The sequence below is a fragment of the Pseudomonadota bacterium genome, assembly GCA_039193195.1.
GTDB lineage: Bacteria > Pseudomonadota > Gammaproteobacteria > Steroidobacterales > JBCBZW01 > JBCBZW01.
On the sequence record JBCCWS010000001.1, the window covers coordinates 432,343 to 451,380 of the forward strand.

A 19,038-nucleotide genomic window follows, 5' to 3' on the forward strand; every position below is an offset into this window, starting at 1 on the left:
CCACTGTGACACAAAGCCCGGACACGCGCGTGAGGCGATCCCCTGAGTCATCGCCCGGCGCCAGGGCAAACGGGACGGCGGAATGCTGCCCGCGGGATCGGGAGCGTCTCGTGCATGCCTGCGCACACCAGGTGTTCATCGATTTTGTCCGCTACAACTCCGAATTTCGCTCCATTACGCAGCGGGCGAAGCGGCGCTTCGAGCAGCGCAAGTGGGCGGCGAGCCGAGCCGACGCGGTTGAGCGCATCCAGCTGTACGACAATTGCATCAACGCCACCGTGGCGCGCGTGCGTGCCCTGTTTGAGCAGACCCCAGCCACGCCGATTTTCGAGGAGGATGTCTGGCATGCGATGCGTCGGCGTTTCGCCGAAAACATCGCGACCTACCGTGACATAGAGTTTACCCGGACATACTTCAATTCCGTCGCGCGCCGCATCTTCGGTGTAGCCGATGCCGTGCAGCGCATCGTTTTCCAAGCAGAGGATAGCCAACCCTTGGCTCAGTCCGCTCATCCTCTTGGCGTGCGTCGCTACGCCTTGCGCGGCGGTTCACTGACGCAACTATTCACAGTATTGCTAGCCGACTATCCGTTCGCGGTCACCTACCGAGACATCGTGCGAAGCGGCGACCACGTGGCGAGCGAAGTGCGTGCGTTCCTTAGGGATTCTGGCGCCGGCGAGCCGCAGCAGGTGGAGATGATTGGCCCCGTCTTTTTCCGCGATACCCGGGCCTATCTGGTCGGTAGGCTCACCTCCGGGAGCCGCCAACATCCGCTGCTGATCGCCCTGCGCAACGCGCAGACAGGGATCGAAGTCGACGCGGTCCTGCTCGACGATGACGAGGTGAGCTTCGTCTTTGGCTTCGCGCGCTCCTACTTCCACGTCGATCTCGAGAGCGTGACCAGCGCGGTGATCTTCCTGCACTCGATCATGCCCCACAAGTCGGTGGTGGACCTGTTCACGATGCTGGGGCGTGCCAAGCAGGGTAAGACCCAGCGCTACCATGAGATTCGCGAGCACCTGGCCGTGTCCAGCGAGCGCTTCCGCGACGCCGCCCTCGACAAGGGGATGGTGATGATCGTTTTTGCTCTGCCGTCCTATGGCGGCGTGTTCAAGGTCATTCGAGACAACTTCGCATATCCGAAGACCACGACTCGCCAGGACGTCAAGGATAAGTACCGCCTGGTCGCCACCCACGATCGGGTCGGTCGCTTGGTAGAGGCGCAGGAGTTTGCTGGCATGAAGTTCGCAGTGGAACGCTTCGAGCCATCCTTGCGCGATGAGCTTCTCAAGGAGGCCACGGCGAGCACTCACCTGGAGAGCGATACGACCCTAGTGTTGGATCATGTATACGTCGAGCGGCGCCTCATCCCCCTCAACAAGTACCTGCGCGAGGCAAGCGGTGAGGATCGCATGCAGGTGGTGATTGACTACGGTCAGGCCATCCGCGACCTTGCCCACGCCAATATCTTCCCCGGTGATCTGCTGCTGAAGAACTTCGGCGTGAGTCGCCAGCGCCGAGTCGTGTTCTTCGATTACGATGAACTTTGCCTCGTCACAGACTGTAACTTCCGCGACCCTGTGCAGACCAACTACGAGGAGGATGAGATGCGTCCCTCCGATTGGTTCTATGTGGCGGACACTGATGTCTTCCCGCACCAGTTCGCTTCCTTTTTGGGCTTCGACGGGGAGTTGCGCGATCGTTTCTTGGAAGCTCACGGCGAGCTGTTCACGGCGGCGTGGTGGCGCGATGTGAAGGCGCGCCACGAGCGTGGCGAGGTGCTGGAGCTGGTGCCCTACCGGCGCCGTGGCGAGCGCACGATAGGTGAGGCGCAGCCCCTAGAAGAACACTAGGCGAACCACCAACGCGATCAGCGCCAGGTTGAACACTAGGTGCACCAGTCCCGCCCCGCGCGTCATCGTGTGGTGGGCACCGAGCCAACCCCCGATCGCGTTGCCGAGGGCTAGGGCGGCGCCGGTGATCCACAGCACGCTCGACTGCCCCGCGTACACGGCGAGCACGGGGATCGTGTAGGTCAGTACCGTGAGTACCTTGTACTGATTGACGCGCACCAGATCGAAGCCGAGCACCCGATGCAGCACCGGCATGAGCACAAAGCCCACGCCCACCTGAATGAGTCCGCCCCAAAAGCCGACGCCGACCATGCACAGATGGCCTAGGATCAGGCGAGGGCGGCTTGGGGGCCGCGAGGCAGGGGGTGTCGGGGCAGCGGCGGCATGTTTCTTGGCTCGCCCCTGCTGCCACATGGCCGCCATGGAGACGAGCATGACCCCTGCGAGCACGAGCTCGAAGCGCTCACCACGCAGCTGCACGCCGGCAAAGGCCCCGACCAGAGCGCCCGGCAGTGTCGCCAGCCCAAGCGATAGGCCGAGCAGGGGTTGTTCGTAGCCGCGCTTACGAAAGGCGAGGACGGCCACTGCATTTTGGGCCAGGATGGCGACACGGTTGGTGCCATTGGCGACGGGGCCGGGGAGGCCGAACAGAAGCATCACGGGAACGGTCAGCATCGAGCCGCCGGCAGCCATCACGTTTATCCAGCCTGCCGCGACGCCGACGCCGCACAAGGCCATTGCCTGCCAAATCTCCAAGCCTTCCCCTGCGCGGTTGACCGTTACCTGGCGCGTCCCGGCAGCGCAGCGGCGGCCGCTGGCACCCTTGCGTAGAATACATGCGCGCGGCGACCTACGCCGCGGGCGTGCCTTGAGCGGAGCCGAAGCGAATTGCAGATCATCCGAAACGCAGCCTTGGTGGCTGCACCTTTGCTGGCGATGCTCGTGGGGATGCTGGTCTCCTGGCAGGGCGTGGGCACGGCCGGCGCGCCTTGGGTTGCCGGCATCACCACTCTCACTGCGCTCTGGTGGATCTTCGAACCCATCCCGATCCCGGTCACCTCGTTGTTGCCCCTGGCCCTGCTTCCGCTCCTCGGCATCCTCTCGCCGGGCGAGGTGGGCGAATCGGTGGGCAGCCCGCTCATCCTGCTCCTGATGGGCGGTTTCATGCTCTCCACTGCTATGGCCCGCAGCGGGGCGCACCGTCGCCTCGCATTGAACGCCGTGCGCGCCTTCGGCCGTGGTGGTGGCCGCTCCTTGGTGTTCGGCTTTGTGACCGTCTCCGCCGGCCTGAGCATGTGGATCTCGAACACGGCGACGGTGCTTATGTTGCTACCCATCGTCATGGCCATCATCGAGAAGACGGATGATCGAGCGCTTCAGCGTGGATTGCTGCTCGGTATTGCCTACGCCGGGAGCGTGGGGGGTATCGGCACGCCCGTGGGTACTCCACCCAATCTTATCTTCCTGCGCGTCTACCAGGAGACTACTGGTACTGAGGTTGGTTTCTTGTCCTGGATGGGTTTTGCCATTCCGGTCGTGCTGGTGCTCGTTCCTTTCATTGCCCTTTGGCTAACCAGAGGGATCAGTACTCGGGAGAAAATCGATATTCCAAGCGCGGGGCCCTGGCGCGCCGAGGAGATTCGAACGCTCGCTATCTTTGGGATGACAGCATTTGCGTGGATCACTCGCACCGAGCCCGGTGGAGGTTGGAGCGAATGGTTCGCTCTGCCAGGTGCCAACGATGCCAGCGTCGCGTTGCTCGCCGTGGTGCTGATGTGCCTGGTACCGAACGGTCGCGGTGGCCGGCTCCTCGACTGGGAGACGGCCTCGCAAATCCCTTGGGGCATCCTGCTGCTGTTCGGATCTGGCATTGCGATCGCCAAGGGCTTCGCCGCCACTGGAATCAGCGCCAGCCTCGGTGAGGCGCTCGCTGGGCTGAGTGCGCTTCCCCCTTGGCTGCTGATCGGCGCGATTTGCGTGATGGTGACTTACCTGACGGAGGTGACCAGCAACACGGCGACCACTGCGCTGCTGATGCCGATCTTGGCCGCTGCCGGCGTGGCTGCGGGACTAGATCCGCGATTGCTCATGGCGCCCGCCGCAATGACCGCTAGCTGCGCCTTTATGCTGCCCGTGGCCACAGGGCCCAACGCCGTGGTCTTCTCTAGCGGGCGCCTCAGCATTCGCGAGATGGCTAGGGAGGGCTTTGTGATCAACCTCGTTGCGGTGGGTGTGGTGACCGCGGTGGCCTCTCTGCTGCTGCTCTGAGATGGCCGGCGGGGCCAGGCTGCTGCCTAAGGACGCGCCGCGGTCATCGCTAAGTGCCTGTTTTCAATCGCTCATCGCAGAGCGTTATAAGCGGATAAGTAAAGAGTCGTTCGGTCCTGGGGTTGCCGTCCCTACACTCCGCCTCCTCAGTCGGAGGAAGGCACCGCCATGGCTCAACCCAGTTCCGCGCTTGATTTCAAACAAGGTCCCCTCGACCCGGCGCAGGCTGCCGCGGTCAGTCAGGCCGTGGATGGCCTGAATGTCACTCAGCTCACCTGGGTGAGTGGCTACCTGGCAGGCCTGGCGGCAACGGCGGGCGCAACCTCTCCTGCGCAGGCCGCGTCGGCCCCCGCCGCGCTCGCGGCGCCGTCTCCAACCCTAACCGTATTGTTCGGTTCTCAAACAGGCAACGGGCAGGCGATCGCTCAAGAACTCGCGCGCGTAGCGGCTGAGCAGGGCATGCCCGTTGAGCTCAAGGCCATGCAGGACTACCGCCCAGCGAGCTTGAAACGCGAATCCTACCTGCTGGTCGTCGTCAGCACGCACGGTGAGGGCGAACCTCCTGATGAGGCTGCTGGCCTGCATGAGTACCTGGGGTCAGCGCGTGCACCACGCCTCGATCACCTGCACTTCGCAGTGTTGGCTCTCGGTGACTCCAGCTACGAGCACTTTTGCCAAACCGGTAAGGACTTCGACGAGCGACTGGCTGCACTCGGCGCCACGCGCCTAGGTGATCGTGTCGACTGCGACGTGGACTACGAGTCGCCCGCAGAGGCTTGGCGCGAGGCGATGCTCGCCCAGGTCCAGGATGCTCTTAGCGCGCAGGCGACCGAGTCCGCAGCCCGACCCGCCGTGCACCTGCACGCGGTGACGAGCGCGCCACGACACGATAAGCGCAATCCCTACGACGCGACGCTGCTGGCCAACCAGCCGATCACTGGACGCGGATCCGGGTGGCCCGTGCGTCATCTGGAGTTCTCCCTCGAGGGAAGTGGCCTCAGCTACGAACCGGGCGATGCGCTTGGCGTGCTGCCGCACAACCCGCGGCCTCTGGTCGCCCAGCTTATGGACCGGCTGCAAGCCGGTGGCGATGAGCCGGTCGCCTTAGGCGATGGCGAAGTGCTCAGCCTGCGCGAGGCCTTGACCTCGCGCTTTGAGGTGACGGTACTCAGTCGCAGCTTCGTCGAGCGCTACGCCGCAGTCAGTGAGTCGCGGGCCCTGAACGAGTTACTCGCGGGCGATCGCAGCACCTACAGCGCTTGGGCAGGGCAGCGCCAGGTCATCGATGTGCTTCGCGAGTTTCCAGTCACGCTCTCTCCGGGGCAGTTTGCCGGGATGCTACGCAAGCTAACGCCGCGCCTGTACTCGATCGCCTCGAGCCCGTTGGCGACGCCGGATGAAGTGCATCTCACGGTGGCTGAGGTTCGCTACGAGAAGTTTGGTGAGCCGCATTGGGGTGCTGCTTCCACCTATCTCGCGGATGCCGTAGCCGAAGGCGATACGGCGCCAGTCTACGTTCAACCTAATAATCGCTTCAGGTTGCCTGCCGATGGTGATACGCCCGTGATCATGATCGGCCCGGGCACGGGGGTGGCGCCATTTCGGGCCTTCGTCGAACATCGCCAGGCCTTGGGCGCGAACGGTCGTAACTGGCTCTTCTTCGGCGCTCGCCAATTCGACACGGATTTCCTGTATCAGATCGAATGGCTGCGCCATCTGCGTCAGGGCGGCCTAAGCAAGTTGGATGTGGCCTTCTCCCGTGATCAGCGCGAGAAGATTTACGTGCAGGATCGACTCCAAGAGCATGGCGCAGATCTCTACGCATGGCTCGAAGAGGGCGCCCACGTGTACGTGTGCGGGGACGCCTCGCGGATGGCCGTCGATGTTGACGAAACCCTTCGTCGTATCGTGGCAACCCATGGGGCAAGGGACGATGATCAGGCGAGTGATTACCTGGCTCAGCTGCGCGACAGCGGTCGCTACCAGCGGGACGTGTACTGAGAACGGAGCGAGAGCATGAGCGATATGCCACTGTCCGACGTCGAGCGCATCAAGACCGCAAGCCGTCACCTGCGCGGCTCCCTCTCAAAAAGCCTGGGGGACGCGGTAACCGGTGCCCTGGCCGACGACGACACGCAGCTGAGCAAGTTTCACGGCATCTACCAGCAGGACGATCGGGATTTGCGTGCCGAGCGGCGCAAGCAGAAGCTAGAGCCAGCGTTCAGCTTCATGATCCGCGTGCGCGTGCCCGGTGGATTGGTCACCGCGGAGCAGTGGCTGGCGCTGGACGATATCGCCGATGAGTACGCCAACAGCACCCTGCGCCTGACCACTCGCCAGGCCGTTCAGTACCACGGCATCGTCAAGCGGGGCCTAAAGCAGGCCATGGCCTCCATTAACACCACCCTGCTCGATACCCTGGCGGCGTGTGGAGATGTCAACCGCAACGTGATGTGCACGGCGCACCCTGATGATTCGGCGCTGCACCAGCAGGTCTTCGAAGCGGCACAGCAGGTGCACGAGCACCTGACGCCCCAGACCGGCGCCTACCACGAGATCTGGCTCGACGGGAAAAAGGTGAAAGGGGCTGATGTCGAGCCGATCTACGGCGACACCTATCTGCCGCGTAAGTTCAAGTCCGTGGTTGCCCTGCCGCCGGTGAACGACGTCGATATCTTCGCCCACGATCTGGGCTTCATCGCCATCGTCGAAGATGGCGAATTGGCGGGCTTTAACGTGACCGTCGGCGGTGGTCTTGGGATGACCCATGGCGACCAGGGGACCTACCCTCGCTTGGCAGACGTGATCGGGTTCTGCACGGCTGATCAAGTACGCGATGTTTCCGAGCACGTGGTGACCGTGCAGCGCGACTTTGGCGATCGCACGAGTCGAAAGCACGCACGTCTTAAGTACACGATCGAAGACCGCGGCGTCGATTGGTTCGTCGAGGCGCTGAATGCGCGCCTGGCGCAACCCCTGCAGGCGGCACGACCCTTCGAGTTCGCCACCACGGGCGACCGCTACGGCTGGTATGAGCGCGAGGACGGGCGTTGGAACTACACGCTCTTCGTGGAGAACGGCCGCATCGCCGATAACGCGGAACATCGGATGCGCACGGCCCTACGCGAATTAGCAGCGCAGTTCGATGCGAATTTCCGTATCACGCCAAACCAAAACCTGGTCATCGTTGGCATCGATGGACAAAAGAAGGATGCGGTAATCGAACTTCTGGAAGGTCATCAGGTCACGGGTAAGGGAGGGCCATCGGCTCTGCGTCGTAACGCCATGGCCTGCGTTGCCTTCCCCACGTGCACCCAGGCGATGGCCGAGGCAGAGCGCTACCTACCCTCATTGTTGAGCCGCATCGAGGCGCTCATGTCGTCGCACGAGCTTGGTGATACGCCGATCGTCACGCGGATGACGGGCTGCCCGAACGGCTGTGCAAGGCCCTATCTGGCGGAGATCGGCCTCGTTGGGAAGGGGCCTGGGACCTACAACCTTTTGCTCGGTGCGGCGCCCGATGGCAGCCGCTTGAACACGCAGTATCGGGAGAATATCGGTGAGGAGCAGATTCTCGCCGAACTGGATCAGTTGTTGGGGGACTTCGCTGCGCATCGCCACGAGGGCGAGCGCTTCGGCGACTTCGTGGTGCGAGCGGGCCATGTGCCCGCGCTGGACCACGGTCGCGACTACCACCGCCTTGCGGCGGCGGTCACCGGATGAGGACGCCATGAGTGCCGAACCACAGCTCCTGATGAGACCCACGGAAGTGCTCGACGAAGGCCAGACTCGCGAAATCGCCGTCGAACATGCAAACCAAACCTTAGCCGCGATGACGGCACCGCAGCGCGTGGCTTGGGCCCTCGAGCACTTGCCGGGCAGCGTTGTCGTGAGCTCGAGCTTCGGCGCACAGTCCGCGGTCATGCTGCACATGGTCACCCGCCAGCGGCCGGATGTTCCCGTCATCTTGATCGACACAGGTTATCTGTTCCCAGAAACCTACCGTTTTGTCGACGAGCTTACGGAGCGCCTGTCACTAAACCTGAAGGTATATCGACCCGCCACTAGCGCCGCATGGCAAGAGGCCCGCTACGGCAAGCGGTGGGAACAGGGGGAGCTTGGGATATCGGCCTACAACCAGGAGAACAAGGTTGAGCCGATGGAGCGCGCCCTGCGTGAGCTGCAAGTAGGCACCTGGTTCTCCGGCCTTCGTCGAGTTCAGGCGAGCACCCGCCGCGCGTTGCCGGTGCTCAGCGGCAGCGGTGAGCGCTGGAAGGTTTTGCCCGTCGTGGATTGGAGCGATCGCGACGTGTTCGAGTACCTAAAGGCCCACGAGCTGCCCTACCACCCGCTCTGGTTCGAGGGCTACGTCTCGATCGGCGATGTACACACGACCCAGTCCCTGCACGATGCGGGCAGCGCGGACGATACGCGATTCTTCGGCTTGCTGCGTGAGTGCGGTATCCACGAGATCGACCTGCAGCAGGTGGATGGCGCGGCGAGGCCATAGGGTTCGGTGTGTCCTATCCGACCTCAGCCGGTGCGCAGGGGCCGTAGAGTTTCAGATCCGTATCGGCCAGGAGCGCATCGACGGCAGTTTGACTCGCCGTCTCCAGGGCCTGGGTAGTCAGCTCTCGCGTTAGGTGTGGGGCGAAGAGCTCCAGAAAGACCTGCATGTAGCGCGGCAGCACAGCGTCGCGGCGCAGGGCGACCCAGGTGGTGCAGCGGGGGAACAGCCCAGCGGCGTCGAGGGTCATGAGATCACCTTGCGGATCGCACTCGGCAGCCATGCTGGCGACAATGCCAACGCCCATGCCGATACGTACGTAAGTCTTGATCACATCGGCATCGCGCGCCGTGAAGACCACTTCGGGCGTCAAGCCCTCCTGCTCGAAGGCGAGCTTCAGGGAAGACTCGCCGCTGAAGCTGAACACGTAGGTAATCAATGGGTGCTCGGCGAGGCGCGGGAGTGTCAGCCTTTCATCGCTGCCGGCCAGCGGATGCTGCCTAGGCACGATGACGGTCCTATCCCACCGATAGCAGGGCAGCATGATCAGCTCAGAGCGTGGCGTCGGCTGTCCGCTGGAGCTGACGATCGCGAAGTCGATCTCCTTGCCGCGTATCATCTGCCAGATCTGCTCAGAGGTGCCCTGGTGCAGGTGCAGGGATACGCTGGGGAAGCAGTCGCGAAAGCGCTTGATGACCGGCGGTAGCACGTAGCGCGCCTGCGTATGGGTGGTGCCGATCGACAGACTGCCGTTCTGTTCGCTGTGCTGATTCGCGGCGAGATGTTGAATGTTCTCTACTTCGCTCAGGATGCGCCGCGCTCGCTCGATGATCTCTCGACCGATTGGGGTCACGCTGTCCAGGCTTTTGCCGCGTCGGGTGAACACCTGCACGCCGAGCTCGTCCTCGAGGAGCTTCAGCTGCTTGCTCACGCCCGGTTGGGAGGTGAACAAGCGTTCGGCGGCGGCCGTAATGTTTAGCTCGTTATCCGCGATAGCGAGGAGGTAGCGTAGCTGCTGGAGCTTCATGCGGAACCCGCCGGACGGCGACAGTGGGCGGCTCTGCTTTGGAGCAGATCCCGCCATGGTGAACCGGTTCGCAGTCTAGCGGGTTGAGCAGCGTGCCTGTCAAGCATTGCCGGGCTGGAGTCTCAAGTCGTCGGTGCAGTCGTCGTTAACCTCGACATGCGCCCAGCTTATGCCCCGAAAAATCGGCTATGCGCCGTGCCTGCATGACGATGAGCGAACCGCACCGTCTGCTCATCATCGATCCCGACCCGCTGTTGCGCGACTCCCTAAGTGAGGCGCTCGCACGAGGGGGCTACGAAGTCGCCGTCGCCGCGGCGCTCCAAGACGCCTTCCAGCAGTTTCTCCGCGTACGGCCCGCGGCCGTGTTGTTTGAACTCGCCGGCAGTGATGGGCCCACGCAGAGCGAAGGCCTCCATCTGTGTCGCCAATTCCGTGCCCTGCCCGGCAGCGAGCACCTAGTGTTAATTGCGATGAGTCGGGAGGCGGACGCGGAGCCGCTGCTCGAGGCCGCATTCAACGCTGGTGCGACCGACTGTGTAGCGAGACCGGTCAACTACATGCTCTTGCAGCGACGCCTCGAACAGCTACTTCAGGCGCGCGAGATGACCCGCTCTCTGCAGCGCAGCCAACAGCGCTTGCAGGCGGCTCAGCGGGTCGCGCATCTGGGCGATTGGCGCTTGGGCTGCAGGTCTCGCGCACTGACCTGTTCTGATGAACTCGTGCGCATCCTCAAGGCGACGGACGACACACGCGTCAGTACGTTGACAGATCTGTTGGGTTGGCTCCATCCGGAGGACTCCTCCATGGTGGCCGATGCGTTCACAACCGCCATCGAGCAGGGCACCTCCTTTAGCTTCGAGTGCCGAGTGCTCAGCGGCGATGGCAAGCTGCGCACGGTTCAGCTCGGCGGACAACAGGAGAGCGAAGAGCTGGCGGATGAACCCACGCTCGTCGGGTCGATCCTCGACATTACGGATCAACGCTCTCAGCAAGCGCAGCTGCGCTACTTGGCCAACTATGATCCGGTCACACGGCTCCCGAATGAGAGCCAGCTAGATAGCTGGCTTGCCCGCCACACGGGACGCGGGGCGAAGTCGGCGCTGGTGCGACTCGGTCTCGATGAATTTCGCCGGGTCGCCGAATCGCTTTCGCGCGAGCAGCACAATGAGCTCCTGCGACTGATAGGCGCCAGGCTGAACTCAGCTATTCGCTACCGTGAGCGAAACGCTGGCCCAGGGGGGCGTCGCGGCAGGCGGCAGGATATCGCCGCGCGCGTGGGTCGTGCGGAGTTTTCCGTGTTGCTAGGTAAGATCGACGATGTCGCGCTCGCGCTCGATGTGGCAGATCGACTGCGGTCGGAGCTTGAGCTTCCCTTCGAGGTCGGTGGGCAGCGCATCTACCTGAGCGTGAGTGCGGGGGTGGCGCTGTATCCGTTGCACGCGCAGGACACGGAGGGGCTCGTTCGTGCAAGCGAGGCCAGCCTCGGTGTCGCTGTACGTGCGGGAGGCGGGCGCTCGGTGGTGTTCGATGTGACTATCGAGGAGCAGATACGCCAGCGTTGGGGGCGCGAAGCTGCCCTGCGCTCGGCGCTCGATGACGGACGGTTCCTCGTCTACTACCAGCCACGAATCGATCTTATGGCTGGACGTGTCGCGGGGGCAGAGGCGCTCCTACGCATGCGCGCCGAAGACGGCAGCCTCGTGGCACCCTCTGAGTTCATCCCGTTGGCAGAGGAGCTCGGCTTGATCGTTGAGCTCGGCCGCCTAGTGGTCGCCGAGGCGATTCGACAGCTTCGCCAGTGGCAGAGCCTAGGGTTGGTCGACCGGCGTTTCGTGATGTCCGTCAACATCTCCCCGCGCCAGTTTCAGGACCCCCACCTGTTCGAGCACATTGAACTGGTGTTGCGCAACGAGCACGTCGCGCCTGCTTGCTTGGAGCTCGAGATCACGGAGAATACCCTGCTCAGCGATCTCGAGCTGGCCTCGCGCTTGCTCGAAGCGCGGCGGCAGATCGGCGTTCGAGTGGCGATCGACGACTACGGGACCGGCTATAGCTCACTGAGCTACCTGCGCGAGCTCCCGGTCGATACGCTTAAGATCGATCGCAGCTTCATCAGAGGCCTGGGAGTGAACCAGACCGACGAGGTGATCGTCCGCTTTACGGTGCAGTTAGCTCAGGCTTTGGGGTTGCGCGTTTGCGCAGAAGGTGTGGAGTCCGAAGAGCAGCTGTCGGTGCTGCGCGCCCTTCGCTGTGAGGAGGTACAGGGATTCTTGTACGGCAAGCCGATGCCTGCAGACGATTTCACTACGGGGTTGATGCCCCACGGGGTGAGCCGGGAAGCGACTCACGGGGGCCTCGCGTTGGCCGATGGGCAAGCTGCTGACGATGTCATCGTGCTAGAGCCCGAGGAACCGCAGGCGGATCCGATTCCTCAGCAGTCTAGACCCCTGACGGGGTAAGCAGGCCGCGCGACGCCTGCGCCGACCCCCAGGAGGTCGGCCTACTTAACTCTTTGTCGCCCGGCTCAGGGCCGAGCTTCGGTCAGCGGCGTTGCGGACCGGCGCCAGGCGGACGAGGCCGACGCTCACGCTCTTGCGCTTCGTTCACGCGCAGCGGGCGACCGCCGTAGTCTTTGCCATTCAGTTCCGAGATGGCATTGGCGGCGTCGCCGGACTCCATTTCAACGAAACCGAACCCTCGCGATCTGCCGGTTTCCCGGTCGGTGATCACCACCGCCGAATGCACCTCACCGATGTTGGCGAACAGGTCGCGCAGATCTTCATCTGACGCGCGCCAGGGCAGATTTCCTACATAAAGCTTGGTCATTCCAGAACTCCGAGAGAGCCCCTCCAGGCACAGCACAACGCCCCGATCCCTATTGCGTGCGATGCCTTGATGGCGAAGTGGCTCGAGATTTACGCGCTGCGGTTATGCTGTGCTGTGATGGCGCCGGGGAAAAGGGAGGGAAATAGTCTATGCCCGCCTTGGGGTTCCGGCCTGAGCGGTCAGTATATGACCGGTAATTCCAACTTACTACGTCAACTTTTTGGCGCTCCAAGACAAGCAGATGACGGTTTGTAGGCCCACCCGTTGCCACTCAACGACGGGCGACGCTACCGGTTCATTGGGGTACTGTGGCACCCTTAAGTTAGAGCACAAACTATCGACATACTTTACAGTCGCTGGGGGCAGCGGCCGGTCAGCGCGAAAATACGATCCAGAACCAGGCGTAGCTGACTGATTCAGCAGGAGTTTTGCGGGCTGTCAGGGAATGGCACGCCACTTGCTACCGCTGAGGGGGATGCCGCTCGTCACCCGGCGCAAAGAACCGGGACCACGACGAGTCTTTTCGTACGGACACGATAAGGTAACTAGACCGATGCACACGAACACCCGCCGGGCGGTTTTCGCCACCGCGCTGCTCACCTTCGCGGCGAGCGTCTCACACGCTGACGTGATCGACGGCATCATCATTAACGATGACCAAAACCTGTTCAGCTTCTACCAGCCTGACCAGATGGACATGCCGTTCTTCTTCGAAGACGATACGCCCTTTGAGTTCGATTTCGATGCTGCGGATGGCATCGTCAGCCTGACCAGCGAGCAGCGCTTTCTGCTGGAAAACGCTGATGGCGACTCGGGCCTCCTAGCGATCACGGGCATGAGCTTGAACATCAACGACACCGACGGCTTCCTCGGTGGCATGCTCATGGGCAGCTTCGACGACGAAGAGTTCACCATCCTCTTCAACAACGAGAACATCGACGGAACGCCCTTCAACACCACCACCATCGAAAACGGCGTCTTCAGTGCGTTCCTCAGCGGGACCACCTTGGAGATGGACGGTCGTCAGATGAACTTCGCGTTCACCGGTCGGGTGGGCGACGACATGATGGATGTGGCTGAGCCTAGCGTGCTCGCGCTCATCGCCTTCGGCGGCCTTGCCCTCGGGTTCTCACGCCGCAAATGACCTCCCCCGCGGCTGCCGGTTTCACTCCCGGTAGCCGCTTCTACCTCGCCTTGGGCGATACTCGCCGGGAATTCGAGCACGCCCACACCCTCCCCGGCGCCTGCTTCCACGACTCGCAGATCTTCCGCCTTGAGCAGCTCGCGTTGTTCGAACGTGCCTGGCATCCCGTCGCGCGTAGCGAAGACCTTGCCAAGCCTGGGAGCTACCGTCGCGTGGAGCTGCTCGAGCAGCCCCTATTGCTGACCCGCGCCGCCGACGGCGAACTCCACGCACACTACAACGTTTGCCTGCATCGCGGCTCCCGCCTGATCGATGAAGCCCAGGGTGAAGTGCAGCAGATTCGCTGCCCCTATCACGCATGGTGCTACGCGCTGGACGGCCGACTCACGCACGTGCCTCGGCAGGCGGAGGTGCCGCAGCGCCGCTTGGCAGCGGTCGCAGTCGCCGAGTGGCAGGGTTACGTGCTGGTTAACCTAGACCCAAGCGCGGTGCCGTTAGCCCAGCAATGGCATGACTTGCCGGACCTGTCGCCCTACGCTCTGCCCAGCTTGCGTCTGGCGCACCGCGAAGTGTACGAGGTGCGCGCCAACTGGAAGCTCCTGTGCGAGAACTACAGTGAGTGCTATCACTGTCCGGGTTCGCACCCGCAGCTCGCCCGGATCAGCGACTACGTGGGGGGAGGCGATCAGACCGCACCTGCCGAGACGCATTTCGGGGAGTCTTTCAACGGCGGGCCCATGGCGCTGCGAGAGAACGTAGGCACCATGTCGATGACGGGCCGGTCGCGCTTGCCAAGCATCTCATCGGTGCCCGCGTCCGACCGTCACCTCGTGCATTACTACGTGATCTACCCCAATGTCCTGCTGAGCCTGCACCCGGACTACGTGCTCCTGCACGTGCTGACGCCAATGGCACCGAATCGCACGCGAGTGAGCTGCGATTGGTTAGTGTTACCAGAAGCATTAGCTTATCGAGAGGCGATCGAAGATGCGGTGCAGTTCTGGGATCTGACCAACCGGCAGGATTGGCAGCTGTGCGAACGCAACCAGGACGGCGTGCGCGCCCGCGGCTACGCGCCAGGTCCTTACCATGCGAGTGAGGCGTGCGTACACGGTTTCGACGCGTGGTACGCGGGCTGGCTTCAGGGGGCTCTGCAGAGCGCCACTACCGTGCAAGGCTGAGTCGGTCAGGGTGCGGGTCTGGGCGCCCCTCGCAAAGATCGACCTCGAAGCTCCGTTGAGCCAGCAACACTGCCAGGTGGGGCGCCGCTAAGGCCTGCGCCAACGATGCTGACAGCGGCCGTTGGTGTCGTCGAGCCGGTCATGGCTTGGCAGCCTTGCTCAGTCCTTCAGCAGCGAATGAAGCACCTCGACGAAACGCCATACGTCTTCATAGCGGTTGTACAGCGGTGCGGCAGCAACGCGAATGACGTCTGGCTCGCGCCAGTCGCACACCACGTGAGCGGCTGCCAGGCGCGCGAACACGTCGCGCCGGTGCGCCGTCTCCCCGCGAAGGCGCAGGCTGAGCTGGCACCCATGGCGCAGCGGCTCCACGGGCGTGATGAGCTCGACGAGGTCTCCTAGTCGGTTGCGTAGCAAGGCATGCATAAAAGACCACTGCCGCAGGGCCTTGTCGCGAAGTCGGGGCATGCCGGCCTCGTCAAAGATCTCCAGGGAAGCGAGCACGGGGGCCAAGGCGAGGACGGGAGGATTGCTCAGCTGCCAGCCATCTGCCCCAGCGGTGGCGTGAAACTCCGGCCCCATCTCGAAACGGCGTTCGGCATCGTGGCCCCACCATCCCGCGAACCGCGGCAACGCCTGGTGTGCGTGGCGTTCGTGTACGAAGGCGCCCGCGACCGCGCCTGGGCCTGCGTTCAGATACTTGTAGCTGCACCAAACGGCGTAGTCTGCCTGCCACTCGTGGAGTGCCAAGGGGATGTTGCCGATCGCATGTGCTAGGTCGAAGCCTACGGTGGCGCCGCAGCGGTGCGCGGTCTCGGCGATGCTCGCCATGTCGTACACCTCGCCGGTGTAGTACTGCACGCCGGGCAACATGACCGTGGCAAGGGTGTCGCCGAGGGCATCGAGTTCGGCGCAGATATCCTGCGTGCGCAGGCACCGCTCACCCTCGCGGGGGACCAGTTCTACCAGGTCTCGCTCGGGATCCATGCCGCGCACCTGCAGGTGCGAGTGCAGGGCGTAACGATCTGAGGGAAAGGCGCCGCGTTCGATCACCATCCGGCGGCGACGGCCCTTCGGTTGATAGAAGCTAGCCAGCATCAGATGTAGGTTTACGGTGAGCGAGTTCATCGCCACCACCTCGATCGGCTTGGCGCCCACGAGCCGTGCTAGGCCGTCGCGCGCGAACTCGTGATAGGGTGCGAAGGGTCGTGCTCCCTCGAAGTGCCCTTCGACGCCGCGCTGCGCCCAGCTCGCGAGGAGCTCATCAACGAAGGTGCGGGTGCTGCGTGGCTGCAGGCCCAAGGAGTTACCGCACAGATACAGTACTGGTTCCCCGGCGTTGAGCGGGAAATGGAACTGATCGCGGAAGCCGGCGAGTGGGTCCTGATCGTCTAAGCGTTGGGCGAGAGCCAAGTCCAGAGTTAGTTCATCGAACTCACCTGCCCGCTCGCTCATCGAGCCATTTCCAGCGGATAGACGAATACCCGCGAGGGGCTTGCGTCGCAATTGAATGGCGCGATTTGCAGATTCAGTAGGTAGAGGCCATCGGCGACGCTATCATTTGCGTAGATCATCTCCGTGATCGTGCAGTGCTCGCGGCCAGGCGCTGGTATGTGTTCACCCTCGCGCATGCCCCAGAAAGCGCGGTGAGCGCCGAGGTGGCCTTCGTCGTGAGCGCGGTCCAGGGAGGGTACGTCAACGAGGAGATGGCGTACGCCTCGGTCGCGAGCGAATGCGGCTGCCTCGAGGGTGAAGAAGGGTGCCGGCGAGGCACCTTCGTAGGTGCGATGGCGCTTGTCCGGGTCGTTCGGCCAGGTGCGAACGATCAGCCCCGGTAGCGTGGGCACGCCGGCTAGGGCCTTAGCCAGGGCTTCGGCGGTAATCAGTCGATCATCGTTCACAAGCGCGTGGCGGGCCCGTTCCTCGGACTCGGCGGGTGGGCACGGGGTAATGCTGATCACGGCGGCCGGGATCAGGGTTTCGAGGAGCAACTCATCCACACTACACCGTGCGTGCGTCAAGTGGCCGACGCTCTCCGTGTGAGTGCCATTGCAGTGGGGAGTGAGCTCCAGCGTAAGCGCGTTGCAACTACCGCCAAGGCGCGTGTCTGCCGTGAAGCCATCGCCCTTCAAGGCTTTGGCGCGAGCGCGCGGTGCCTCGAAATGGTTCGGTTGTAGCGCCGGCTCGTGCTCATCGTCTGTCTGATCGAAATGCAGTGGAATGTGCAGTCGTGCCGGCTGATCCAAGCGCGCCAAGTAGCGGTTACCTTCCAGGCAAATCTCGCAGATCACTACGCCGTGCATCGCGCTTATGTCCTGCCCGTTAGCGCAGCAAGGAAGGGGAACCTGCAGCGGTAGCGCTGGGTGAGGTAGGACCGCAGCCACTCCGATGTGCCGTGGCCGATCTTCAGCATCGTGAGAGCGGTTCTCATGAGGGGTCTTGGACCGTGCCGCAGCGACGACACGTGCGAAGTGCCTCATTGGCGGCGAACTTGGCAAACAGCGGTGCCAGCTGCGTTTCGATGTTCTCTAGGGCGAAGTACTCGCTGTGCAGTTGCGCACCGCAGTTCTCGCAGTACCAAAGGAAGCCGTCCCTTTCGCTGGGAAGTCGGGGGCGCTCGACGACCAGTCCGACGGTGTGCGCGAAGCGCTGGGGACTGTGCGGCACGTGGGCGGGGAGGAGGAACATCTCCCCCTCCCGTATGGGGATGTCGACGACCTCGCCGTGCTGGATGGTCTTCAGCAGCATATCGCCCTCCACCTGGTAGAAGAGCTCTTCGCCGGGGTCATCGTGATAGTCCTTGCGGCTGTTCGGCCCGCCGACGACCATCACGATGAACTCGCCCATGGGGAAGACGCGTTTGTTGCACACGGGAGGCTTGAGGGCATCTCGGTTCTCATCGATCCACTGGAGAAAGTTGATCGGTGCAGGCAAGGGCGCACGACTTGGTGATGGATCGGCCATCGTTTCCCCTAAGAGTGCTCGTCCACGGGCAGGCCGCCAGGGCAGTCGACCTCCACGAAGTCTACCGGATGCGGGGCCAGTCGCGCTGCCGTGAGGCAGCCGCCCCACACGCAACCGGTGTCGAGACCGAGCACGTTGTAGGCGCGGTAGCGGCCGAGCGTCGACCAGTGACCAAAGACGATGGGCGTGTCTGCGGAGCGGCGTCCGGGCACGGCGAACCAGGGCAGCTGCCCTTCGGGCTGGCTGCCTGGGGCACCTTTTGCCTTGAACCTCAGCTGCCCCTGCAAGGTGCAGTAGCGCATGCGCGTGAGGCAGTTGACCGTGAATCGTAGGCGTTCATCGCGCGCTAGGTCGTGGTGCCACTGATCGGGATCGTTGCCGTACATGCGCGAGAGCCAAGCCGTAGCTTCGCCGCTGTTTAGCACGCCCTGCACCTCTGCCGCGTAGGTGAGCGCATCGTTGCGACTCCACTGCGGTGGTAGGCCTGCGTGTACCATTAGCCAGCCCACTTCGGCGTCGTAGTGGGCGAGCGGTTGGCGTGCCAGCCAGGCGAGCAGTTCGGCGCCGTCGTCGGCATTCAGGATCGGGCCTAGCGTGTCTCCCTTGTGCGGGCGGGCCGGGCGCACGCCGGCGGCGACCGCCAGCAGGTGTAGATCGTGGTTGCCGAGCACGGCGATCGCCGCATCGCCGAGGGAGTGGACTAGGCGCAGGGCCCCGATCGAGTTCGGGCCGCGATTGACCAAGTCACCGCAAAACCACAGTCGATCAGCGGTTGGGTCGAAGCGAAGCCTGTCTAGGAGACGCTCGAGTGCTTCGGCGCAGCCCTGTAGGTCGCCGATCGCGTATACGGCCACTAGTTGAGGGCGCGGGGGATGGCAAGAGTGAAAGGGTCGACCGGCGCACGAAAGCGCTCGCCATCGTCACCTATCCACTCGTAGTGCCCCTGCATCGCGCCGACGGGGGTCTCCAGGATGGCGCCGCTGGAGTAGCTGAAGTCTTCCCCAGGGCGAAGGTAGGGTTGCTTGCCGACAACGCCCTCGCCAATTACCTCCTGCACCTTGCCGTTTGCATCGGTAATCAGCCAATGGCGAGTGAGCAAGCGAGCCGGTTGATCGCCGTGATTGCGCATAGTGATCGTGTAGGCGAACACGTAGCGACTGCTGCTGGGATCTGACTGCTCGTCGAGAAACTGGGTTTGCACCTCCACCGCGATGGGGTGAGCGTCGTCTGCCGTGCCCTCGATCATGTGGCTCTCCCATCGTGATTCA

16 protein-coding genes are annotated in these 19,038 nt (G+C 63.3%); 8 read left to right on the forward strand and 8 right to left on the reverse strand.

Features of this window, described 5'->3' with window-relative positions; translation table 11 throughout:
• The first annotated feature begins 110 nt into the window (after positions 1 to 110).
• Positions 111 to 1,853, forward strand: coding sequence for a bifunctional isocitrate dehydrogenase kinase/phosphatase (gene aceK / locus AAGA68_01855; protein ID MEM9383777.1), 1,743 nt, complete (start codon positions 111 to 113; stop codon positions 1,851 to 1,853).
• Here aceK and AAGA68_01860 read toward each other — a convergent pair.
• Positions 1,839 to 2,591 carry a sulfite exporter TauE/SafE family protein gene (locus AAGA68_01860; GenBank protein MEM9383778.1) on the reverse strand — a complete coding sequence of 251 codons (753 nt, stop codon included), beginning with the start codon at positions 2,589 to 2,591 and terminating at the stop codon, positions 1,839 to 1,841. The genes aceK and AAGA68_01860 overlap by 15 nt on opposite strands.
• 150 nt (positions 2,592 to 2,741) lie before the next feature.
• On the opposite strand from AAGA68_01860, the gene AAGA68_01865 reads away from it, so the two are divergent.
• The 4 genes from AAGA68_01865 (at position 2,742) to AAGA68_01880 (ending at position 8,631) form a co-directional block, all read left to right on the forward strand.
• Positions 2,742 to 4,121, forward strand: coding sequence for an SLC13 family permease (locus AAGA68_01865; protein ID MEM9383779.1), 1,380 nt, complete (start codon positions 2,742 to 2,744; stop codon positions 4,119 to 4,121).
• 168 nt (positions 4,122 to 4,289) lie between these two features.
• A complete protein-coding gene (locus AAGA68_01870; protein ID MEM9383780.1) occupies positions 4,290 to 6,122 on the forward strand; it encodes an assimilatory sulfite reductase (NADPH) flavoprotein subunit in 1,833 nt (610 codons plus the stop codon).
• Between the two features lie 15 nt (positions 6,123 to 6,137).
• Positions 6,138 to 7,844 carry an NADPH-dependent assimilatory sulfite reductase hemoprotein subunit gene (locus tag AAGA68_01875; GenBank protein MEM9383781.1) on the forward strand — a complete coding sequence of 569 codons (1,707 nt, stop codon included), beginning with the start codon at positions 6,138 to 6,140 and terminating at the stop codon, positions 7,842 to 7,844.
• Between the two features lie 7 nt (positions 7,845 to 7,851).
• Entirely contained in the window at positions 7,852 to 8,631 is a 780-nt protein-coding gene (locus tag AAGA68_01880) for a phosphoadenylyl-sulfate reductase (protein ID MEM9383782.1), read from the forward strand.
• Between the two features lie 13 nt (positions 8,632 to 8,644).
• Here the strand turns inward: AAGA68_01880 and AAGA68_01885 are convergent, their stop codons facing one another.
• On the reverse strand, positions 8,645 to 9,655 hold the full coding sequence (locus AAGA68_01885; protein ID MEM9383783.1) for a LysR substrate-binding domain-containing protein: 1,011 nt from the start codon (positions 9,653 to 9,655) through the stop codon (positions 8,645 to 8,647).
• 209 nt (positions 9,656 to 9,864) lie between these two features.
• Here AAGA68_01885 and AAGA68_01890 point away from each other — a divergent pair, with 209 nt between their 5' ends.
• Positions 9,865 to 12,114 carry an EAL domain-containing protein gene (locus AAGA68_01890; protein MEM9383784.1) on the forward strand — a complete coding sequence of 750 codons (2,250 nt, stop codon included), beginning with the start codon at positions 9,865 to 9,867 and terminating at the stop codon, positions 12,112 to 12,114.
• Positions 12,115 to 12,196: 82 nt separating this feature from the next.
• Here the strand turns inward: AAGA68_01890 and AAGA68_01895 are convergent, their stop codons facing one another.
• Positions 12,197 to 12,481: an RNA-binding protein gene (locus AAGA68_01895; protein ID MEM9383785.1), complete on the reverse strand. Its 285-nt coding sequence runs from the start codon at positions 12,479 to 12,481 to the stop codon at positions 12,197 to 12,199.
• Positions 12,482 to 13,034: 553 nt separating this feature from the next.
• On the opposite strand from AAGA68_01895, the gene AAGA68_01900 reads away from it, so the two are divergent.
• Entirely contained in the window at positions 13,035 to 13,625 is a 591-nt protein-coding gene (locus AAGA68_01900; protein MEM9383786.1) for a PEP-CTERM sorting domain-containing protein, read from the forward strand.
• Positions 13,622 to 14,806: an aromatic ring-hydroxylating dioxygenase subunit alpha gene (locus AAGA68_01905; GenBank protein ID MEM9383787.1), complete on the forward strand. Its 1,185-nt coding sequence runs from the start codon at positions 13,622 to 13,624 to the stop codon at positions 14,804 to 14,806. The genes AAGA68_01900 and AAGA68_01905 overlap by 4 nt, the downstream gene beginning before the upstream one ends.
• Before the next feature lie 159 nt (positions 14,807 to 14,965).
• Here AAGA68_01905 and kynU read toward each other — a convergent pair whose 3' ends face one another.
• The 5 genes from kynU to apaG form a co-directional block, all read right to left on the reverse strand.
• Positions 14,966 to 16,261 carry a kynureninase gene (kynU, locus tag AAGA68_01910; GenBank protein MEM9383788.1) on the reverse strand — a complete coding sequence of 432 codons (1,296 nt, stop codon included), beginning with the start codon at positions 16,259 to 16,261 and terminating at the stop codon, positions 14,966 to 14,968.
• Positions 16,258 to 17,109: a cyclase family protein gene (locus AAGA68_01915; GenBank protein ID MEM9383789.1), complete on the reverse strand. Its 852-nt coding sequence runs from the start codon at positions 17,107 to 17,109 to the stop codon at positions 16,258 to 16,260. Before AAGA68_01915 ends, kynU begins: the two co-directional genes overlap by 4 nt.
• Before the next feature lie 124 nt (positions 17,110 to 17,233).
• Positions 17,234 to 17,770 (reverse strand): 3-hydroxyanthranilate 3,4-dioxygenase, encoded by a 537-nt coding sequence (locus AAGA68_01920; protein MEM9383790.1) that lies wholly within the window; start codon positions 17,768 to 17,770, stop codon positions 17,234 to 17,236.
• Positions 17,771 to 17,778: 8 nt separating this feature from the next.
• Positions 17,779 to 18,624, reverse strand: coding sequence for a symmetrical bis(5'-nucleosyl)-tetraphosphatase (locus tag AAGA68_01925; GenBank protein ID MEM9383791.1), 846 nt, complete (start codon positions 18,622 to 18,624; stop codon positions 17,779 to 17,781).
• Positions 18,624 to 19,016, reverse strand: coding sequence for a Co2+/Mg2+ efflux protein ApaG (gene apaG / locus AAGA68_01930; GenBank protein ID MEM9383792.1), 393 nt, complete (start codon positions 19,014 to 19,016; stop codon positions 18,624 to 18,626). The genes AAGA68_01925 and apaG overlap by 1 nt, the downstream gene beginning before the upstream one ends.
• Between the last annotated feature and the right edge of the window lie 22 nt (positions 19,017 to 19,038).

Excerpts from the sequence above, each read along its gene's own strand:
- apaG (MEM9383792.1), bottom strand. The coding sequence starts at position 19,016 with ATGATCGAGGGCACGGCAGACGACGCTCACCCCATCGCGGTGGAGGTG.
- AAGA68_01895 (MEM9383785.1), bottom strand. The coding sequence starts at position 12,481 with ATGACCAAGCTTTATGTAGGAAATCTGCCCTGGCGCGCGTCAGATGAA.
- AAGA68_01900 (MEM9383786.1), top strand. The coding sequence starts at position 13,035 with ATGCACACGAACACCCGCCGGGCGGTTTTCGCCACCGCGCTGCTCACC.
- AAGA68_01870 (MEM9383780.1), top strand. The coding sequence starts at position 4,290 with ATGGCTCAACCCAGTTCCGCGCTTGATTTCAAACAAGGTCCCCTCGAC.
- AAGA68_01875 (MEM9383781.1), top strand. The coding sequence starts at position 6,138 with ATGAGCGATATGCCACTGTCCGACGTCGAGCGCATCAAGACCGCAAGC.
- kynU (MEM9383788.1), bottom strand. The coding sequence starts at position 16,261 with ATGAGCGAGCGGGCAGGTGAGTTCGATGAACTAACTCTGGACTTGGCT.
- AAGA68_01860 (MEM9383778.1), bottom strand. The coding sequence starts at position 2,591 with ATGGCCTTGTGCGGCGTCGGCGTCGCGGCAGGCTGGATAAACGTGATG.
- AAGA68_01880 (MEM9383782.1), top strand. The coding sequence starts at position 7,852 with ATGAGTGCCGAACCACAGCTCCTGATGAGACCCACGGAAGTGCTCGAC.
- AAGA68_01885 (MEM9383783.1), bottom strand. The coding sequence starts at position 9,655 with ATGAAGCTCCAGCAGCTACGCTACCTCCTCGCTATCGCGGATAACGAG.
- AAGA68_01915 (MEM9383789.1), bottom strand. The coding sequence starts at position 17,109 with ATGCACGGCGTAGTGATCTGCGAGATTTGCCTGGAAGGTAACCGCTAC.
- AAGA68_01920 (MEM9383790.1), bottom strand. The coding sequence starts at position 17,770 with ATGGCCGATCCATCACCAAGTCGTGCGCCCTTGCCTGCACCGATCAAC.
- AAGA68_01890 (MEM9383784.1), top strand. The coding sequence starts at position 9,865 with ATGAGCGAACCGCACCGTCTGCTCATCATCGATCCCGACCCGCTGTTG.
- AAGA68_01905 (MEM9383787.1), top strand. The coding sequence starts at position 13,622 with ATGACCTCCCCCGCGGCTGCCGGTTTCACTCCCGGTAGCCGCTTCTAC.